The 17734-nt window shown below is 40.8% G+C and carries 12 protein-coding genes; 4 read left to right on the top strand and 8 right to left on the bottom strand.

Annotated elements, in window-relative coordinates:
• Window positions 1–6 precede the first annotated feature (6 nt).
• The 4 genes from AL038_RS04100 (at window position 7) to AL038_RS04115 (ending at window position 8998) form a co-directional block, all read left to right on the top strand.
• A complete protein-coding gene (locus AL038_RS04100) occupies window positions 7–768 on the top strand; it encodes an ABC transporter ATP-binding protein (RefSeq protein WP_062149416.1) in 762 nt (253 codons plus the stop codon).
• A 62-nt stretch (window positions 769–830) separates the two neighbouring features.
• A complete protein-coding gene (locus AL038_RS04105) occupies window positions 831–4499 on the top strand; it encodes a YhdP family phospholipid transporter (protein ID WP_062149419.1) in 3669 nt (1222 codons plus the stop codon).
• Window positions 4500–4719: 220 nt separating this feature from the next.
• A complete protein-coding gene (locus tag AL038_RS04110; protein WP_161575424.1) occupies window positions 4720–4887 on the top strand; it encodes a hypothetical protein in 168 nt (55 codons plus the stop codon).
• 61 nt (window positions 4888–4948) lie between these two features.
• Complete coding sequence (locus AL038_RS04115) at window positions 4949–8998, top strand: response regulator (protein WP_083991421.1); 4050 nt, start codon at window positions 4949–4951, stop codon at window positions 8996–8998.
• Window positions 8999–9498: 500 nt separating this feature from the next.
• Here AL038_RS04115 and AL038_RS04120 read toward each other — a convergent pair whose 3' ends face one another.
• The 8 genes from AL038_RS04120 to AL038_RS04155 form a co-directional block, all read right to left on the bottom strand.
• Window positions 9499–10125: a hypothetical protein gene (locus tag AL038_RS04120; protein WP_062149425.1), complete on the bottom strand. Its 627-nt coding sequence runs from the start codon at window positions 10123–10125 to the stop codon at window positions 9499–9501.
• Between the two features lie 43 nt (window positions 10126–10168).
• Entirely contained in the window at window positions 10169–10864 is a 696-nt protein-coding gene (gene elbB / locus AL038_RS04125) for an isoprenoid biosynthesis glyoxalase ElbB (RefSeq protein ID WP_062149428.1), read from the bottom strand.
• A 140-nt stretch (window positions 10865–11004) separates the two neighbouring features.
• A complete protein-coding gene (locus AL038_RS04130) occupies window positions 11005–12933 on the bottom strand; it encodes an adenylate/guanylate cyclase domain-containing protein (protein WP_062149431.1) in 1929 nt (642 codons plus the stop codon).
• Between the two features lie 66 nt (window positions 12934–12999).
• On the bottom strand, window positions 13000–14388 hold the full coding sequence (gene cysS / locus AL038_RS04135; protein WP_062149434.1) for a cysteine--tRNA ligase: 1389 nt from the start codon (window positions 14386–14388) through the stop codon (window positions 13000–13002).
• Between the two features lie 300 nt (window positions 14389–14688).
• Window positions 14689–15513: a squalene/phytoene synthase family protein gene (locus tag AL038_RS04140; protein ID WP_062149436.1), complete on the bottom strand. Its 825-nt coding sequence runs from the start codon at window positions 15511–15513 to the stop codon at window positions 14689–14691.
• Entirely contained in the window at window positions 15510–16214 is a 705-nt protein-coding gene (gph, locus tag AL038_RS04145; RefSeq protein WP_062149439.1) for a phosphoglycolate phosphatase, read from the bottom strand. Before gph ends, AL038_RS04140 begins: the two co-directional genes overlap by 4 nt.
• A complete protein-coding gene (ubiG, locus tag AL038_RS04150; protein WP_101539098.1) occupies window positions 16195–16893 on the bottom strand; it encodes a bifunctional 2-polyprenyl-6-hydroxyphenol methylase/3-demethylubiquinol 3-O-methyltransferase UbiG in 699 nt (232 codons plus the stop codon). The genes gph and ubiG overlap by 20 nt, the downstream gene beginning before the upstream one ends.
• Before the next feature lie 28 nt (window positions 16894–16921).
• On the bottom strand, window positions 16922–17557 hold the full coding sequence (locus AL038_RS04155; protein WP_161575425.1) for a class I SAM-dependent methyltransferase: 636 nt from the start codon (window positions 17555–17557) through the stop codon (window positions 16922–16924).
• Window positions 17558–17734: the final 177 nt, after the last annotated feature.

Raw genomic sequence — 17734 nt, forward strand, 5'->3', positions numbered from 1 at the left:
AATTAGATGTCACTCGCTTCCTTGCCTGTTTCCACCGACCCTGTGTTACGGGTGGAAAATGTTGCAAAATCATACGGCACACTCAAAGCCTTAGATGATGTTAGTCTTACATTAAAAGCGGGTGAGTTTGTTGCCTTATTGGGATTAAACGGTGCAGGTAAAAGTACACTTTTTCAGTTGTTGAGTGGCTTATTTGCTGCTGATGCAGGACAAATTGTCATCAGTGGTCATGATATTTCCCAATCGGCTATTCCTGCATTAGCTGGCATGGGTATTGTGTTTCAACAGCCTACCTTAGATTTAAGCATGAGCGTGTATGCAAATCTTATTTTTCATGCCCGCTTACACGGTATGGGTAGCGCAACAAAACCGCGTATTCAAGCTGAATTAAATCGTTTAGGCTTATCAGAACAGACAAAAACTACCTGCATTAAACTCAGCGGTGGTAATCGGCGTAAGGTTGAATTAGCGCGCGCTTTACTACACGAACCCCGTTTATTACTGATGGATGAAGCAACCGTTGGATTAGACCCTGCTTCACGCAAGGGATTAGTCGATTATGTGCATCAACTGTGTCGTGAACGCGGAATGGGCGTTTTATGGGCAACACATTTAGTTGACGAAGTAGAAGACGTAGAACGGGTTATTATCCTGCATAAAGGCAAAGTGTTAGCGACGGGTACGCCTGCCGATTTATTGCAACAAACGGGTAAAATAAGATTAGCTGACGCATTCTTAGAATTAACCGCAACGCCAAAATCGTCCTAAATATCCTATCAAGCTGCAAGGGGCGAATTGCCTGAATCGTCCCTTCCTTTTTATAAAACATAATGTTTTTTCGCTATAGCTTATTTTTCATTTGTTTTTTAAGAAAAACCATCCTTGTTATCAGCGGATTATTTGCTGTTGGCATATTCATTGTTTATTTACTGTTTCCCTATAGCACTTACTATAAAACGGACATAGAACAATGGTTATCTGAGCAATTACAACAATCTGTAACCATAGGACAATTAGAAACCCGCTGGCTTGAAGGTCAGCCCGTTTTACATTTAGAACAAGTACAGTTAAAAAATACCCACAACAAGGCAAGTTTTATCATTCAATCGGTTGATGTGTTTTTTAATCTGTGGGCGTCCATCACAGAAAAAACCGCCATCACGGCTGAAATTCGCCTGCATATTCCACAACTAGCCGTTACAAGCGATACAGCAGGGCAATTTTCTATAGCAGGATTTCCCTTACCTGCGACAACCACAACAAACGACCCAGATTATTCACCCCATTGGTTGCAATGGCTTTGGCAGCAAGCATTTGTCGTGGTAAAAGTAGATAATTTTTCAGAATCCTCCGCAACAAATCCTCCCGTCACCTTCTCCGCACTGACATTACGGCTCACCCCACAAGACACGCAACAACAAATACAACTTGCATTAACCATCCCATCACAACCCCGTTTCCCGCTAGCCACCACGCATATAACGCTTGTTGGAATGATGCAATTGCAGACAACCCGCCTGCCCGATATTCAAGTCCATTTTGCGTTACAACCACAAAAGACAAGCACTCGCTTACAAGGTGCGATGCAATTCACCCAATCGCCCGATGCCTCACAACGGCTGACAATAAACGCCTTACAACTGCAAACAACACAACATAAATGGTTATTACCTAATATTTATTTACATCAACATCAACAAAAAATAGATGTCAACCTTCGCCCCTTTTCCGTCACAATTCTTTCACCATTACTTGATTTCTTACCATTAAACAATCCATTACGACAAACAATTGCACAAGCCCATTTCTCAGGGGAATTAGACGACATCAACGCACATTATTCACCTGCGTTAGGCTGGGTACTGCTTACTGATTTTAAAAATTTGTCTATACAATGGCTTAACACATTACCGCGCCTAATTAATGCCCGTGGTCAGATTAAACTGGCGGAAACACAAGGTTATTTAGCCTTACAACAAGCAGGGTTAGCTCTGCATAATACTGATTGGTTTAGTCAAGGATTAGTAGTTAATCAATTACAGGGGGAATGGTCGTGGTATCGCACGGCAGAAGCGTGGCAGTGGGCAACAACAGGTTTTCGGGTCGCTGATGCGTTTACAAGCGTTAAGCTAATTGGCAATATTACCTTGCCCTTAAAAAGCAAAATACCCAGCAGTGATTTACAATTAACGATAGAAAAAGGACAAGTTAATCAAGCCTATCGTTATGTTCCCGATAAACTCGTTCCCATCACCAGTGCTTGGTTAAAAAAAGCCCTCGTCAGTGGTGTTATTGAGTCCGCACAGATTGATATTCGCGGACGATGGGACGCGCTATTTACAGATAAAAATCCGTTATGGCGCGTCAGCGCGCAAATTGATAACGCCTATTTACAGTATGGTGAACAGTATCCACCGATTGAAAAAATTTCTGCTGAATTAACCATGCACGGGCGCGAAATGGTTATTACTGCAAATAAAGGACTTATTTTTACCAGCCAATTGCAAGCAGTAACCGTCATTATCGACGACATTGCGGCAAAAATACCCGTATTGACAATTATGGGGGAAATGTCAGGCAGTGTGGCAGATGGTTTACGGTTTTTACAAGACAGCCCACTCCATAAAACGGTAGTGTTAGGTGATGAATTACAGCTAGCGGGCGAGTTAGGGCTTAAGCTAGATATGCAATTACCACTTGCTGCGAATGTGCCTGCAACCACACGTGGTGAGTTGCGTTTTCGGCATACCGATTTTACGCATAAACGGTTAAATATTACCTTGCGACAATTACAAGGCAGCGTTTTTTTTGATGATAATTCATTATTAGCGCAAAAATTGCAGGGGTTTCTATACGATATGCCCATTAGCCTTGCCTTTCAAGAAAATAGGCAAGCCGTGCCTAAACGTATTCAAGCGCAATTGTCAGGGCGAGCAGATGCCAATTTTATTCGTCAACAACTAAGTGCATTAAATTCAAGCCTTGCTGATTTACCCTATCATCAATGGTTTACTGGGGAAACAACGTGGCAAGCCGCCCTAGATTTACCCGTGCAGGCAAAAGCAAATAGTGAACAGCAAATTACGATTACATCGGATTTAAAAGGCTTAGCGGTACAACTACCTGCACCATTAGCAAAAAAAGCCAGTAAAAATCAGCCGTTGTATATTAATACCACACGTAATCAATTAACGATTCGTTATGGCGATATTTTTAATGCGTTGCTACAACTAGATGAGCAAGGGATTGAACAAGGTAGTATTTATTTTGGTGCAGAAAAAGCAATTTTACCCGCCACACAAAAACTGCAAATACAAGGAGAATTGTCCGAATTTTCTTTACTCGCATGGCAAGAACTACTAAATACCCTCCCACAAGGCAATATGGCACGTGCGCTACCGTTGGATACAAACTTAGTCATTGAACAATTATCAGGATTAGGCTATGAAACAACAGGGTTAATATTGGACGCACAATATAAAAAACCTTTATTACAAATGCAGGTCAAAAATTCACAAATTGATGGACAAATCAAATGGGATGAAACCCAGAAACAATTAAATATTGATTTTAATGAATTATATTTAACAGCGGACAATTCAACCGCATCAAAAAACCCGCAATTATCAAAAAAACCTAACTATCATTTAAATCCTCATGACTTACCTTCAATTGCTTTTCATGCAGATGATCTACACTTAGGACAAGTACGTTTAGGTAATGTTAATTTTTTTACCCGCCCAAGCACACAAGGTTTAATACTAGATTTATTTGAAGCAAAGAATGCGGGTTTTAGTTTGCATGTTGAAGGCGAATGGCAAGCCCAAGCGCAACAACAGCGAACAGCCTTGCAAATTGACTTAAACAGCACCGATTTTAGCCAATTAATGCAACAGCTAGGTTATACCGATTCCCCCATCAGTGGCGGTACATTACAAGCAAATTTACGCACTGAATGGCAAGATACCCCCCTGCGTTTTACGCTGGCGGCGGCGCAAGGACAACTCAGTTTATTATTGGTTGACGGACATTTAGTGGATATGGAACCCGGTGTTGGACGATTGCTAGGCTTATTTGATTTACAAACATTACCACGCCGTTTAGCCATGGATTTTAGTGATGTATTCGCCGTAGGATTTGGTTTTAATCAGATTTTTGGCGAATTTACTTTTAAAAAGGGCATTGCACAAACAGACAAAGTGGTGATTCAAGCACCTGCGGCACAAGTGGAAATTAAAGGCGAAACAGATTTACTTAAACAAACCTATCAACAGCAAGTTACAGTAATGCCACATATTTCCAACACCTTACCTATTGCCGGTACATTAGTTGGTGGCTTAGGGGTTGGTGCGGTGGTGATGATAGTGCAAAAATTACTCGAGGCAGAAATAGAGAAAACAATTAATTATCAATATATAATTTCAGGAGATTGGAAAAATCCACAAATAACACCAATCACGAAAGAATCACCTGCTTATCAAAAACAATCAGAACCATAAACCACATGCTACTACTATAAGCGACATTATCCATCTGCTTATCGTTAAAAATTAAAACCCGTCTGATTAGACCGTTTATAAAGACAACAGACCACTCACAAAAATGGTGCTGATAACCCACAATTCTACTCACAAAAAAAGAACTTAACATCCATACATGCGTGTGTTCTATGGTGTTAAGGTAGGATGCTGTGTGCCACAAAAATACAGGACAAACAAGATGACATCAACACACACACAACCTTGTCGATGGTGTGACGTGCCAACCGACACCCAGCAATTACATACAGTCAAGATTACGCGGTCATTACAAAATCCGCCACCGCCAGATTCAATTGAAGAATGGTCACTCTGCCCAAGATGTTTTGAACAATATGAAAAGATGTAAAAAACAGCATTTGAGCATAACCCTTGCATAAAATTTGTGAAAACCATTACGACAAAACCTCATGACAGACTCAAACGATAATATGGCTATCGTGACATGTCCAGACTCATTAATGGGTACATTAAATCGTCAAGGACAATGGGTTCAACTTAACAGTATAGGACAGCGTTTATTGGGAAAAACGGTTGTAAATCTGCCACTATCTGCATGTATTCATCCCGATGATTACCTGTTGATACAACAAGCCTTACAACAAGTTCACCTACATGCGCCTTCTATTGCTTTTGAAGCCCGTGTGCGTCACATCAATACCGAAAAATATATTGAATTTGCATGGATTCTTTGCTACCAGACAGAAGATACGTTGCAAGTCATTGCAGCACCACTCATGCAACAACACTTGTTAGCCCAACAAGCGATTAAACAAAATGCCCAACGCACAGAAAAACGCTACCAAACCATTTTTAGCAATGCGGCTGTCGGCATCGCGCTCGTCGATAAAAACGGATACTACCTAGACTGTAATGAACGCTGGGAACAAATGTTTGGCTATTCAGTTGATGAATTACGGCGGATGAAAAACACCGATTTATCCCCCCCTGCTGACCGTGATTCTGTTGAAAATCGATTGGAACAAATGAAACATGGCGAGGCAACAGATTATCGGGTAGAAAAACGATTTGTTCATAAAAATGGACAAATTTTATGGGGGGAACTGTCCGCCTCTGCCCTACGCAATCAACAGGGAGAGCTAGAATCACTAATAGGCATTGTTGTAGATATTACCGAGCGCAAACGTGCTGAAGAAGCCCTAAAAGCCGCTCATGAAAGATTATTAACGGTTTTAGATAGTTTACAATCAATAGTTTATGTTGCAGATTTAAAAACAAATGAATTACTTTATGTCAATAAACACGGGCAAGATGCATTTAACAAATTATATTGGCAAGACTTTTTCCCACTCACAGAAACCCAATACACAGGACGGGATTATTATCAGTTACTGATGCACGATGATAAACCGGGTAATGTTTGCAATACCGAGTATCAAGATACAATCACAAAAAAATGGTATTTAATACAAGACAGTGCCATCCATTGGATTGATGGACGCTGGGTGCGTTTACAAATTGCAACAGACATCAGCGATTTAAAACACACAGAAGAAGCCCTGCGTATTAATGAAGAACGCTATCGCGCTATTGTTCAAGACCAAACAGAATTAATCTGTCGTTATCGCCCTGACGGACGGATTAACTTTGTGAATGAAGCCTATTGTCGTTATTTTGATAAAACTGCGGATGAACTCATGGGTGAATGTTTTGTACCCATGATTATTCAAGAAGATAAATCAAGAACTGAAGAAATTTTAAATCATTTATGCCGTGAAAACCCCGTCGTCGAAATTGAACACCGCGTGATTCTACCCAATGGCGAAATTCGTTGGCAACACTGGATAGACCGCGTTTTATATGATACTAACGATCAAGTTTTTGAATACCAAGCAGTCGGACGCGATATTACCGAACGTAAACAAACAGAAAAAGCCCTAGTCCGCGCAAAAGAAGCCGCCGAAGAAGCCACAAGAGCAAAAAGCGAATTTCTTGCCAATATGAGCCATGAAATCCGTACCCCCATGAATGGCGTAATGGGCATGACGGAATTACTCCTAAATACGACTTTAACAGTACAACAACGTGAATATGCCTCTATTATTCGCAATTCTACCAATGCGTTACAAACATTACTTAATGATATTTTAGACTTTTCTAAAATTGAAGCAGGCAAATTAACCCTAGAACCAATCCCCTTTGACTTAGAAGCCGCAACCCTAGAAATTGCGCGCTTACTATCCATTACCGCATCAAGTAAAGGCTTTGATTTAATCGTTCGTTACTCCCCAACTGCACCGCGCCATGTGATTGGCGATGCAGGACGCATACGCCAAATCCTAACAAATTTAACAGGTAATGCCGTTAAGTTTACCCAACGCGGCTATGTTTTTGCCAATGTCGACTGTCTTGAACAAACCGCTGACACAGCCATTATGCGCTTTCAAATTCAAGACACAGGCGTAGGCATTGCACCAGATAAATTAGACAGTATTTTTGACAAATTCACCCAAGCAGATACATCTACTACGCGCAAATTTGGTGGTACAGGTTTAGGGCTTGCCATCACAAAACAGCTAACAACCCTGATGAATGGAAAAATAAGCGTTATCAGTGATATGGGCAAAGGCTCAATGTTTACGGTAACGATACCCTTCCCCTTGGTTAAAACGGCTGTTGAACAACCTCAACGCCAACAGATTGCAATGCCTGTTTCCCTAAAAAATACCCGCGTGTTAGTTGTGGATGATAACGCGGTTAATCAACAAGTTTTACAAGAACAACTAGAAAGCTTTTCCATTCGTTGTGATGTTACCAATAACGCAAAAACCGCACTCGCCTACTTAGAAAACAGCTATTTAGAAAATGACCCCTACTGGTTGGTTGTTTTAGATTATTTAATGGCAGACATGAATGGTGAATTACTCGGCGAAAAAATCAGAGAAGATGAAAAATATAACAACACTTTATTGATATTACTTTCCTCAGCGGGCTATCAATATGACAGCCATCTTCTTCAAGAAAAAGGCTTTTCTGCTTATTTATTAAAACCACTTCCCATGCGACATCTAAGACAAACACTTATTGCGCTATGGTCAGATTATCAAAATAAATATGCACAAACCTTTATTAGAATTGATAATTCTCAAAATATTTCTACCCAAAATAATTCAACCGTAGCCCCACACAAATCAACCCCTCGTGTTCCCATGGGAACAACTGTATTACTTGTAGAAGATAATGATGTTAATCGCCTAGTTGCAACTAACATGTTACAAGAATTGGGTTGTCAAGTGGTTGAAGCGGTTAACGGCAAAATAGCCGTAGAAAAAATATTAGACAATGATTGCGACTACAACCTTGTACTAATGGATGTACAAATGCCTGAAATGGATGGGATTGAAGCGACTCGCTTGATTCGGGAACTAGAATATGCAGATAAACACCTAACCATTGTCGCCATGACAGCCAGCGCGATGAAAGGGGACGCGGAACGTTGTTTAAAAGCAGGTATGGATGACTATATTTCCAAACCCATAACCCTAGAACGTATCACCGATTTAGTCGGCAAATATATTCACTTACACCCCATTCCCCCCCAACCACAGGCATCCTCTACACAGGCTAACAGAGATAATCCTGTGTTAAACCAACGGAAAATTCTGCTTGTAGAAGATAATGAAGTCAACAACCTCGTCGCAACAACCATGCTAGAACAGCTAGGTTATCAAGTAGAATCTGTTGTCAATGGCAAGGAAGCCGTGATAATTTGCAAAGAAAAACATTATGATGTCATTCTAATGGATATCAGAATGCCTGTGATGGACGGTGTAGAAGCTACCAAACAAATTCGCTTGCAAGAAGGCGATACGCAACATACCCCCATTATTGCACTCACCGCTAACACCCAACCGCATGAAGTAATGCACTACCGTGAAGTCGGTATGAATGACTGTTTAGGAAAACCTTTTTCGCTAGAAGGGTTACAACAAATCCTCAAACGATATACGACAACGCTCGTACCAACCAAAAAAATTAAAACACCCTTAGTAACCGTTAGTAATGCCCCCCCACGACAGCTAGAACAAAAAACCACCGAAGATGAATCTGTTACCAAACCCATTAAAATAACAGTAGAAAATAATATTCTGCCTATTTTTGATGAAAACCAACTCAAACGAGCCGCGATTGGTAATCTCGTTATTTTAGAAAAATTGGTTCAAGCCTTTCGTGCAGATACACCAAAACAACTGGACAAACTACAAGATGCCTTACACGCACAGGCACAAAAAGATATAGAACGCATCGCCCATTCCATCAAAGGCAGTGCTAGAAGCATAGGCGCGCTACGATTGGGTGAAGTTGCTTTTAATGCCGAACGCACGGCAGCACAAGGACAATTAGCCGAAGTAGAAAAACTCTACATCCGCCTACAAGAGGAATATACCCACTTAGAAAACACGTGGGATAACATAGAATGGCAACGTTTTTTAATTTAAATTATGACGGATATGACTGCTCCGAGCGGTGGTATCCGTTTTACTTTTTCAGTACTTGCTTTACTTACAACCAGATAAAGAAAGATGAACAACAGATACCACCGCTCGAAGCGATGTTATCCGTACTGCTTTCACCTAAAATTCACTGACACATTCATATAGCTAACGCAACTTAAAAAGCAGCTTAATGTAACCTGAGTTCGGGATAAGAAATAGGGAAAAATTAATAAATTTAATTGGTTTATCTCGTTCCCACGCTCCAGCGTGGGAATGAGAATTTCTTATCCCGAACTCAGGTTAATGTAGGGTGGAATAGCGTAGCGTATTCCACCATAAAACGCCAAAAATAGCTGAGTTTATGCAGAAAGCTTGCACTGTTGTGGAATACGGCTTGCGCCTATTCCACCCTACAATAATCATTTTAAAGTGCGTTAGCTATAACACCACCGAATAAACCAACGGGTGGATAACACGATTAATCTTAAATTCATTAGTGTTGCCTAAAAACGCGCTACCGTTCCATCTGCAAAGACAACCCGCCGAATCACCAACTGCGCAACAATATCCTTATCCTGTTTTTTTCGCATCTCATGCTCCTCTCCAACCAAGCGATTATTATCTCGTGAGCCTAAGTCTATACGTGTTGTTCCTGCGGGAATACTAAGATTTCTTGATAAATTAATACTATATAAATATCCACCCAATGCATCCCGAAAATTTAAACGCGCGTCAAATTCTACAATATCCTTACCACTATTATTTATTAACGCGACATCTATCGCATAATACGTATTAAACTTTATTTTTTCAGGGCGATAAGACCAATTTTCCAACAATAACGGCGCGCCAGAAGGTTCATTAGCAGGAGAACTCTCCGTTTTCTGATTACTGGTTTCCGTCTTTAACGTTGCAGACAACGCTTCTACTTGCAATTTCAACTGTTGCAACTCATCCAATACTTGCGTATTAACTGTTTGATTTAACTGCTCTACATGTGTTGTTACATCCGTTAGACGCTGTTCTAACTGCTCAACACGTTGTTCTAACGGTTCTGTCACGGTATCCGCCCACGTGGCACGATACGATAATGCTGACAAAAGGCTCATAAAAACAATAAAAATACGCATGATGACTCTTTCCCGCTAAAAATAAAAAAGTGTTAGACGAACATTATGTGGCGGTTTCTCGAATCATTTCAACCAATGCCTTGCATGTTTTCTCAATGCCAATAAAGACTTGGGCAATAGATGCCTCCATCATATAACACGGAGACGTAATAATTTTATTCACTTTATCAATCACAATACCATCAACTGTCATCATGACTGCCTCCGCCCCTGCACTGTTTAACCCCGCACTAATCCCAGCAATATCATAAGGAGAGCTTGCTTCCGTTGTTCCAACCGTCAACGTTGTAGTAATGCCACTGCCTTGTAAGGCTTTAGCAACAACAACGGGTGCGATACAAAGGGCAGCAATCGGTTTTTTCGCCTGAACCATTTCCACAATTAACTGTTGCACAGCGGGCAACACATGACCATCAGCACCCGCAAATGCCCATTGACTCAGGTTTTTTGCTGCACCAAACCCCCCTGCTAAAATTAATCCATCTAAATCCGTACTATTCACCAATTGCAACGCCTGAATATGACCGCGTGCAATGCGTGCGGCTTCCACCAACACATTACGTTTTTCTACCATTTCCGCGCCGTTAAGGTGGTTAATAACATGATATTGTTCACTATCAGGCGCGATACATTGCACAGTTACCCCTAAACGGTCTAAAGCTAACAACGTTAGCACAGCCTCATGGATTTCTGAACCATCATAAACGCCACATCCTGACAATAAAACGCCAATTTTCATTACATATCCTCCTTAAAATTATATTTAATCAACAAGATAATTTTTTTAATGTCGATAGTTTTTACGTTTATTTCTGCACAAGACCACCCGCAAAAGTAACATGAATACCCTGTTTTAAATGCTATTATTTCTTATTTATCTTATTTTTCGTGAAACGTGTGAACCCCATCCCATGTAGGATTTATCGGTAATTGTCTATATTCCTCAATCCGTTGTAAATAAATGGCATATAGCTTTGATTGCGGATTAATTTGTGTTAACTCAAGAAACAAACCGACTGATTTATCCCATTCTTGGGTACGAAAAACACTTAATGCGTTGTGAAATAGGGTTAATTCTTCCCGTTGAGCAGGCGTTATACTGTCAGTTGTGCCGATTAACTCATAAATACTCACGGATTCGGTTTTACCTTTTACCCGCACGCGGTCTAATTCACGATAAACAAATTCAGGGACAAGATTGCGTGTTGCCTCACTAACAATTGTTGCCACACCATATTGTTTTGTCAGGCTTTCTAAACGAGAGGCTAAATTAACACCATCACCTATTGCCGTATAATTCAAACGCGTTTCTGACCCCATATTGCCTACCACAACTAACCCCGTGTGCAACCCTATCCCAATCTCTATTTTTGGCAATTTTTGCGCAACAAACTCTTGATTTAACTCTTTAACAACAGAAGACATTGCTAACGCCGTGCGTACCGCGCAATTAGCAGAATCAGTGCGTTTTACAGGTGCGCCAAACAATGCCATTACCGCATCACCAATATATTTATCCACAACCCCGTGATTGCTTTCTATCGCTTCTGTGATTTTAGTTAAGCATTTATTTAATAGTGCTAAAATATCTCTCGGCGCGCGATTTTCACATAATGCTGTAAAACCCCGAATATCAGAAAATAAAATCGTAACAACGCGCTCTTCACCGCCTAATTCAATTTCTTTACTGTTTAACAATTCTTCAGCAATCGCGGTAGAAACAACTTTACCCAACAGGTTGCGGACTTTCTCTTTTTCTTCTAAACCTCGCGCCATATTGTTAAACGTGCGCGCAAGTTCACCGATTTCATCCTTTTGTCGTAATGAAATATGTTGTTTATAATCACCTTTCTCAATACCTCTTGCAAATTGTGCCAAGGTCAATACAGGTTTAGTCACGGATTGGGCAATTAATACAACCCCCGTAATAGAAATAAATAAGCCAATAATAAATAAAATAATTAAAGCATTACGTAATGTTTTATAAGGTTTTAAGGCTTCTTCTAAAGATTCTTGTAAAACCGCAATAACATAAATGTTTTGCTTATTAATTAAAGGCGTTGCTAACGAAAAATAATCCGCACCTGCCATGTTTAAAACAATACTATGATTTTGTTCCCAAACCTGCTGAGTTAAGGTATTAGGCAAAACGCTACGAACCGTTTCAGGTAATGTACTGGCAACAGTCTGCCATTCTTGCTTACTATCTTGTTGTAAAATAGAAACATCTGCTAATAGTAAACGGCTCAAATCTGTTGCAAAATTATCATCAATAACAAAGCCGATTAAAATCCATGCTTCTAACTCGGGTGTTAGTAAAGGCACAACCATCATTTGGTAAGGGCGCGAATCAATCGCAACGATAGAAGAGGCTTCACCGTAGGGGTCATTTTCAGCCGCATGGAGCAAATACCCCCATTTCACAGGCGCATCCGTTATATCAGGGTGCATAGTATCCGCGATGATTTTACCCTCTAAAGAGACTAACATCATCACGTTAGCCCCTTCTAAACGGGCAAGATGATTTTGTGTCGCGGATAAAATAGTGCCGTGGGTGTGGGTGTGATAAGCCGCTTTAAAGGCGAAATCGCCAGAGAGTAAACGCGCGGCTTCTAAAAGGATTTTTACCCGTTCTTCAATCAGACGATTAAATACCTTAGCAGCCACGCTTAACGATTGATTCATCACTGAACGTGCATTTTCAATACTGGCATCGTTGACGGCAATAAAAGAAGCGGCTTGTACTAAAACCAATAAACCCACAAAAAAAGTGAGTAAGCGATTACGAAATCGCCGAAAACGTAACATTGAAGCCTCTCCTCTGAAACCGTAAGGGCGGATAAATCCGCCCCTGATGAGTTCTACTCCTGCTGCCTATGCCCCGCGTCGCCACGTTGTTATTCCTGCGGCATCTTCTAAAATAATTCCTTCTGCTTTCAAGACATCTCGAATACGGTCAGATTCTGCCCAATTTTTTGCCTGACGCACGGCTTGACGTTCTGCAATCAAATTTTCCACCGCTTCGTTGCTTAAACCATCACTAACAGCCCCTTTAAACCATGTTTCGGGGTCAGCTTGTAAAATACCTAAAACTCCACCTAGCTGTTTTAATTGTTGTGCAAGTTGTGTGGCTTGTTCCATATCCTCTGTACGTAAACGATTAATTTCACGAGTCAGTTCAAATAAAACCGCGACCGCTTCCGCCGTGTTAAAGTCATCATTCATTGCGGTTGCAAAACGGTGATAAAACGCATCGTTTTTATCTAATATCGCACCTGTGCCACTAAATCCCCGCAAAGCCGTATAAAGACGGGTTAAGGCTTGATGTGCTGCATCTAATTGCTGGTCACTATAATTTAATGGGCTTCGATAATGACTGTTTAAAATAAAATAGCGAATAACTTCAGCAGGATACTTTTTTAATACGTCTCGCAGGGTGAAGAAATTGCCCAACGATTTGGACATTTTTTCTTCATTCACACGCACAAATCCATTGTGCATCCAGACGTTGACGAATTGCTCACCTGTCGCCCCTTCTGACTGTGCAATTTCATTTTCATGATGCGGAAACTGTAAATCCATACCACCGCCATGAATATCAAAATGATTACCTAAGCAGTGTGTCGACATTGCTGAGCATTCAATATGCCAACCGGGGCGACCTTTTCCCCACGGAGAATCCCAACTTGGTTCATTAACTTTTGCCGCTTTCCACAAAACAAAATCTAAAGGGTCTTGTTTAGCTTCATCAATATCCACGCGCTCGCCCGCACGTAAATCTTCAATACGTTTGCCTGATAACTTGCCATAATTAGCAAATTTATTAACGGCATAATACACATCACCGTTATTAGCAGTGTAAGCATAACCCTGTGTTATGAGCCGTTGAGTTAAATCAATAATATGCTCAATATACTGTGTTGCACGCGGTTCATGGTCAGGACGCAACACACCGAGCGCATCCGCATCTTCATACATTGCTTGGATAAAGCGTTCTGTCAGGCTATAAATATCCTCACCATTTTCATTAGCACGATTGATAATTTTGTCGTCTATATCAGTGATATTTCTAATATAAGTAACATCGTACTCTAACGCCCGCAACCACCGCGCCACCATGTCAAACACTACCATCACCCGTGCATGTCCAACATGACAGTAGTCATAAACGGTCATTCCGCAGACATACATGCGTACTTTGTTGGCTTCTATCGGTTTAAAGGGGGCTTTTTCTTTGGTGAGGGTGTTATAAATCGTGAGCATATTGATTGTCTTAAGTAGATTAAAAGGTTATTAATATAGACAATTTTAGCATTGATAGACTAGGAAAGGCGAATCGTGAGAAATTATCCGTGCGTATTTGCCATATTTTCAGCATTGACGAGTTAGTAAATTATTTGCAAAAACAAAGAGACAGCATGAATATTCACGTTGTAAGCGATGTTATCCGTTTTAAAGTGTAGAGATTTGTTGAATTCACATTATTTAAAAAATGAAATGGAATTCTTTTATATCTGTAACTTAAGTAATTTTCGGGTTTATTTTTACGCTAATGACCCAAAACTACCGCATCCACCATGTCAACCATAATTTTCGCAAGGGTGTCAAGGTGATTCTATGTGCCAGCAGTTGATAGCCATCAGTTTCAAGTTCTTGTAGTGTTGCTAAAGCCAAGCGTGTGCGAATTCGTCCAAATCGTTGGGTGATGCAGTCGTCTTTTGCTAAATGTTTACTTGCACTGTGAAAATAAGCACGAATACGGGTTGCTTGAAACGCGAATAGGGCTTGCATGGTGTCAGAAAATTGTCCGTTAAATAAGGCTTCTTCGCTTACCACAAATTGGGCTAATTCTGTTTGTGGAATATAAACCCGTCCTTGTTGTAGATGTTTGTGTAAATTACGCAAAAAGTAGCTTAGTTGTAACGCAATACCCAATTGTTCAGCATATTTCAATGTACTTTCATGTTGATAGCCTAGCGTTGCGGTGCATAATAATTGCAAAATACCTGCGGTGCGTTTGCAGTAAGTTTCTAATTGAGCAAAGGTCGCGTAACGAGGTTGATGCACATTATCAGCAATACCGTCTAATAACTCTTCAAAATAATGTAAAGGAAGTTGATAGCGTTCAATAGGTTGACTTAAGGCTAGGCAGACAGGATGTTTAGCCGTGCCTTGTGCTAATGCGGCTAACTCGTTGCGCCACCAGTCTAATTTTAATTGGGCAAGGTGTGGTTCGTGGCATTCCTCAACAACATCAGATAATTCAATGAATAAGGCGTGCAGCGCAATCAAGGCTTCACGTTGTGATGAGGGGATAAAGCGTAAACTGTAGTATAAACTAGACCCAGCGCGTAACACTTTGTCATTGCAGTATGTTTGTGGATTCATAAAGCCTGTTCAACCGTTTGATAAGTCATCCATGCCAATAAATCTAAAGGTTCATCTAGTGTTGCTGTTGCGCCCCAATTTGCAGGGGTTTCATGTGCTTGAATATACCCATAATTTGCTAGTAGGGTACGCATACCTGCACATTGTCCTGCTTGTATATCCGTTTCTGCATCACCGACATAAATGCAGGTTGTGGGTAGTACATCCATGTGTTGGCAGGCATGAAGCAAAGGGGCGGGGTGGGGCTTTTTGGTAGGGAGTGTATCGCCACTAACCACGCAGGCAGCCCTGTTGTAAAGATTTAAGCGTTGTAATAAGGGAACGGTTAAAAAATGGGGTTTGTTGGTGACAATTCCCCATTTTATATCCCATTTTTCAAGCGTATTTAACACTTCCGCCATGCCGTCAAATAAGCGACTGTAAGTATCTAAGTTAGCTGCGTAAAGGGTTAAAAATCGTTGACGTAAGGGTTCAAAATGGGGGTTATCGACGGTCATATTAAAACCGTGTTGTATCAGGGCGCGCGCGCCTTGTGAAACCAATGGACGCACGGATTCAAAAGGCAAGGTTGCATGTCCTTGTTCTTGTAGCACCGTATTTAGTGCAAAGGCTAAATCGGGCGCGGTATCTACAACAGTGCCATCTAAATCGAATAAAACAGTTGGCAATAACCCTGTAGGATTATGCAGGGCGTTGGGCATAAGCAAGGTAATTCACCGAAATATCAGCGTTTAGCCAATAGTGTTTTGTCAAAGGGTTATAGCTCATTCCTGTAAAGCCTTGTATATCTAAATCAGCTTCACGCGCCCAAGTAGCAAGTTCCGCAGGACGGATAAACTTGGCATAATCATGCGTTCCTTTAGGCAACAAGTTTAAAAGGTATTCCGCCCCTAAAATCGCAAACAGATAGGCTTTAGGATTGCGATTAATTGTTGAAAAGACAGTATAGCCATTAGGTTTCACTAGCTGATGACAGGCTTGAATGATAGACGCAGGGGCTGGCACATGTTCTAACATTTCCATGCAGGTAACGACATCAAACTGTGCAGGTTGTTCTACTGCAAGTGCTTCAGCCGTGATTGCGCGATAAGTTACTTGTACTTGAGATTCATAAAGATGTAGCTTTGCAACACTTAATGCAGCTTCACTCATATCAATAGCAGTAACTATCGCCCCTTTTTTTGCCATGCTCTCGCTGAGAATACCGCCACCACAACCAACATCTAATACTTGCTTGCCTGCAAAACCGCCAATTTTTTCTTCAATATATTGTAAGCGAAGCGGATTTATATCATGCAATGGTTTGAATTCACTGTTTGCATCCCACCAACGAGCGGCAAGATTACCAAATTTCGCCAGTTCTTGTTGATCAACGTTCATGATGTAATCCTCTACAATGGGCTAAATTTTAACGCAAGAATGAAAAAAAGGTTTTTTTCGCTGTGGGTCGCTTCCGCGCCCAGCCAATACGCCCATCATGGCTAATATGAAAATCGCAAAAATCGGGGTGTGTTTTAACCACAAGGTCATAAACCATCTGCATTTGGTAAGTATCTAATTCTTTATCAGAGTGATTTCCATGACTTTCTTGCCAATTTGGAATCATTCGTAGGCAGAAATTCAAATCATCAATCGCAACCCAACCATTAGGCTTAATTAACGGTGCAATGAGATTAAATGCGAGCGCGTCGGGTTCCCATTCATGCGCACCGTCAAGTAAACAAAAATCAAATCGGGGTTTACATATTCCATCTTGGGTTTGATGACGTAATACTTCAGGTAAATACCAATTATAACCCAGTATATCGGCAACGATTTCTAGGCGTTTATCAGGTACATTTGCATGGTCTAACAACACTTTTACATTGACGGGTTGGTGAAAATATCGGTCAATGGTGGTTAAGTGTCCCGCATTTAAAATTTCTAAGGCATCAACAATAACGCAACTGGTCGCGCCAAAGCCTGTTCCAAGCTCAACACAATCCACTAATTTGTTTTCTATAATAAATTGGTGAATGTAACGCATCGCATCTTCAGGTAACAAGAAAATGTTTCCTCCTTTCCAATCAGCAGGAGGAATATAGTTTTTTAAAGCGTTTAGCGTGTTTTCGAGCATGTTAGTTTGAGTTTTGAAAAGGGAATGGATGCTATTAAAGCACTTTTTTTATGAAAGCTCTATGGGAAACCATGAGGGAAATGAATTGTAAAGCAGTATTCTGTG

This window comes from Beggiatoa leptomitoformis, assembly GCF_001305575.3.
In the GTDB taxonomy this organism is placed as follows: domain Bacteria; phylum Pseudomonadota; class Gammaproteobacteria; order Beggiatoales; family Beggiatoaceae; genus Beggiatoa; species Beggiatoa leptomitoformis.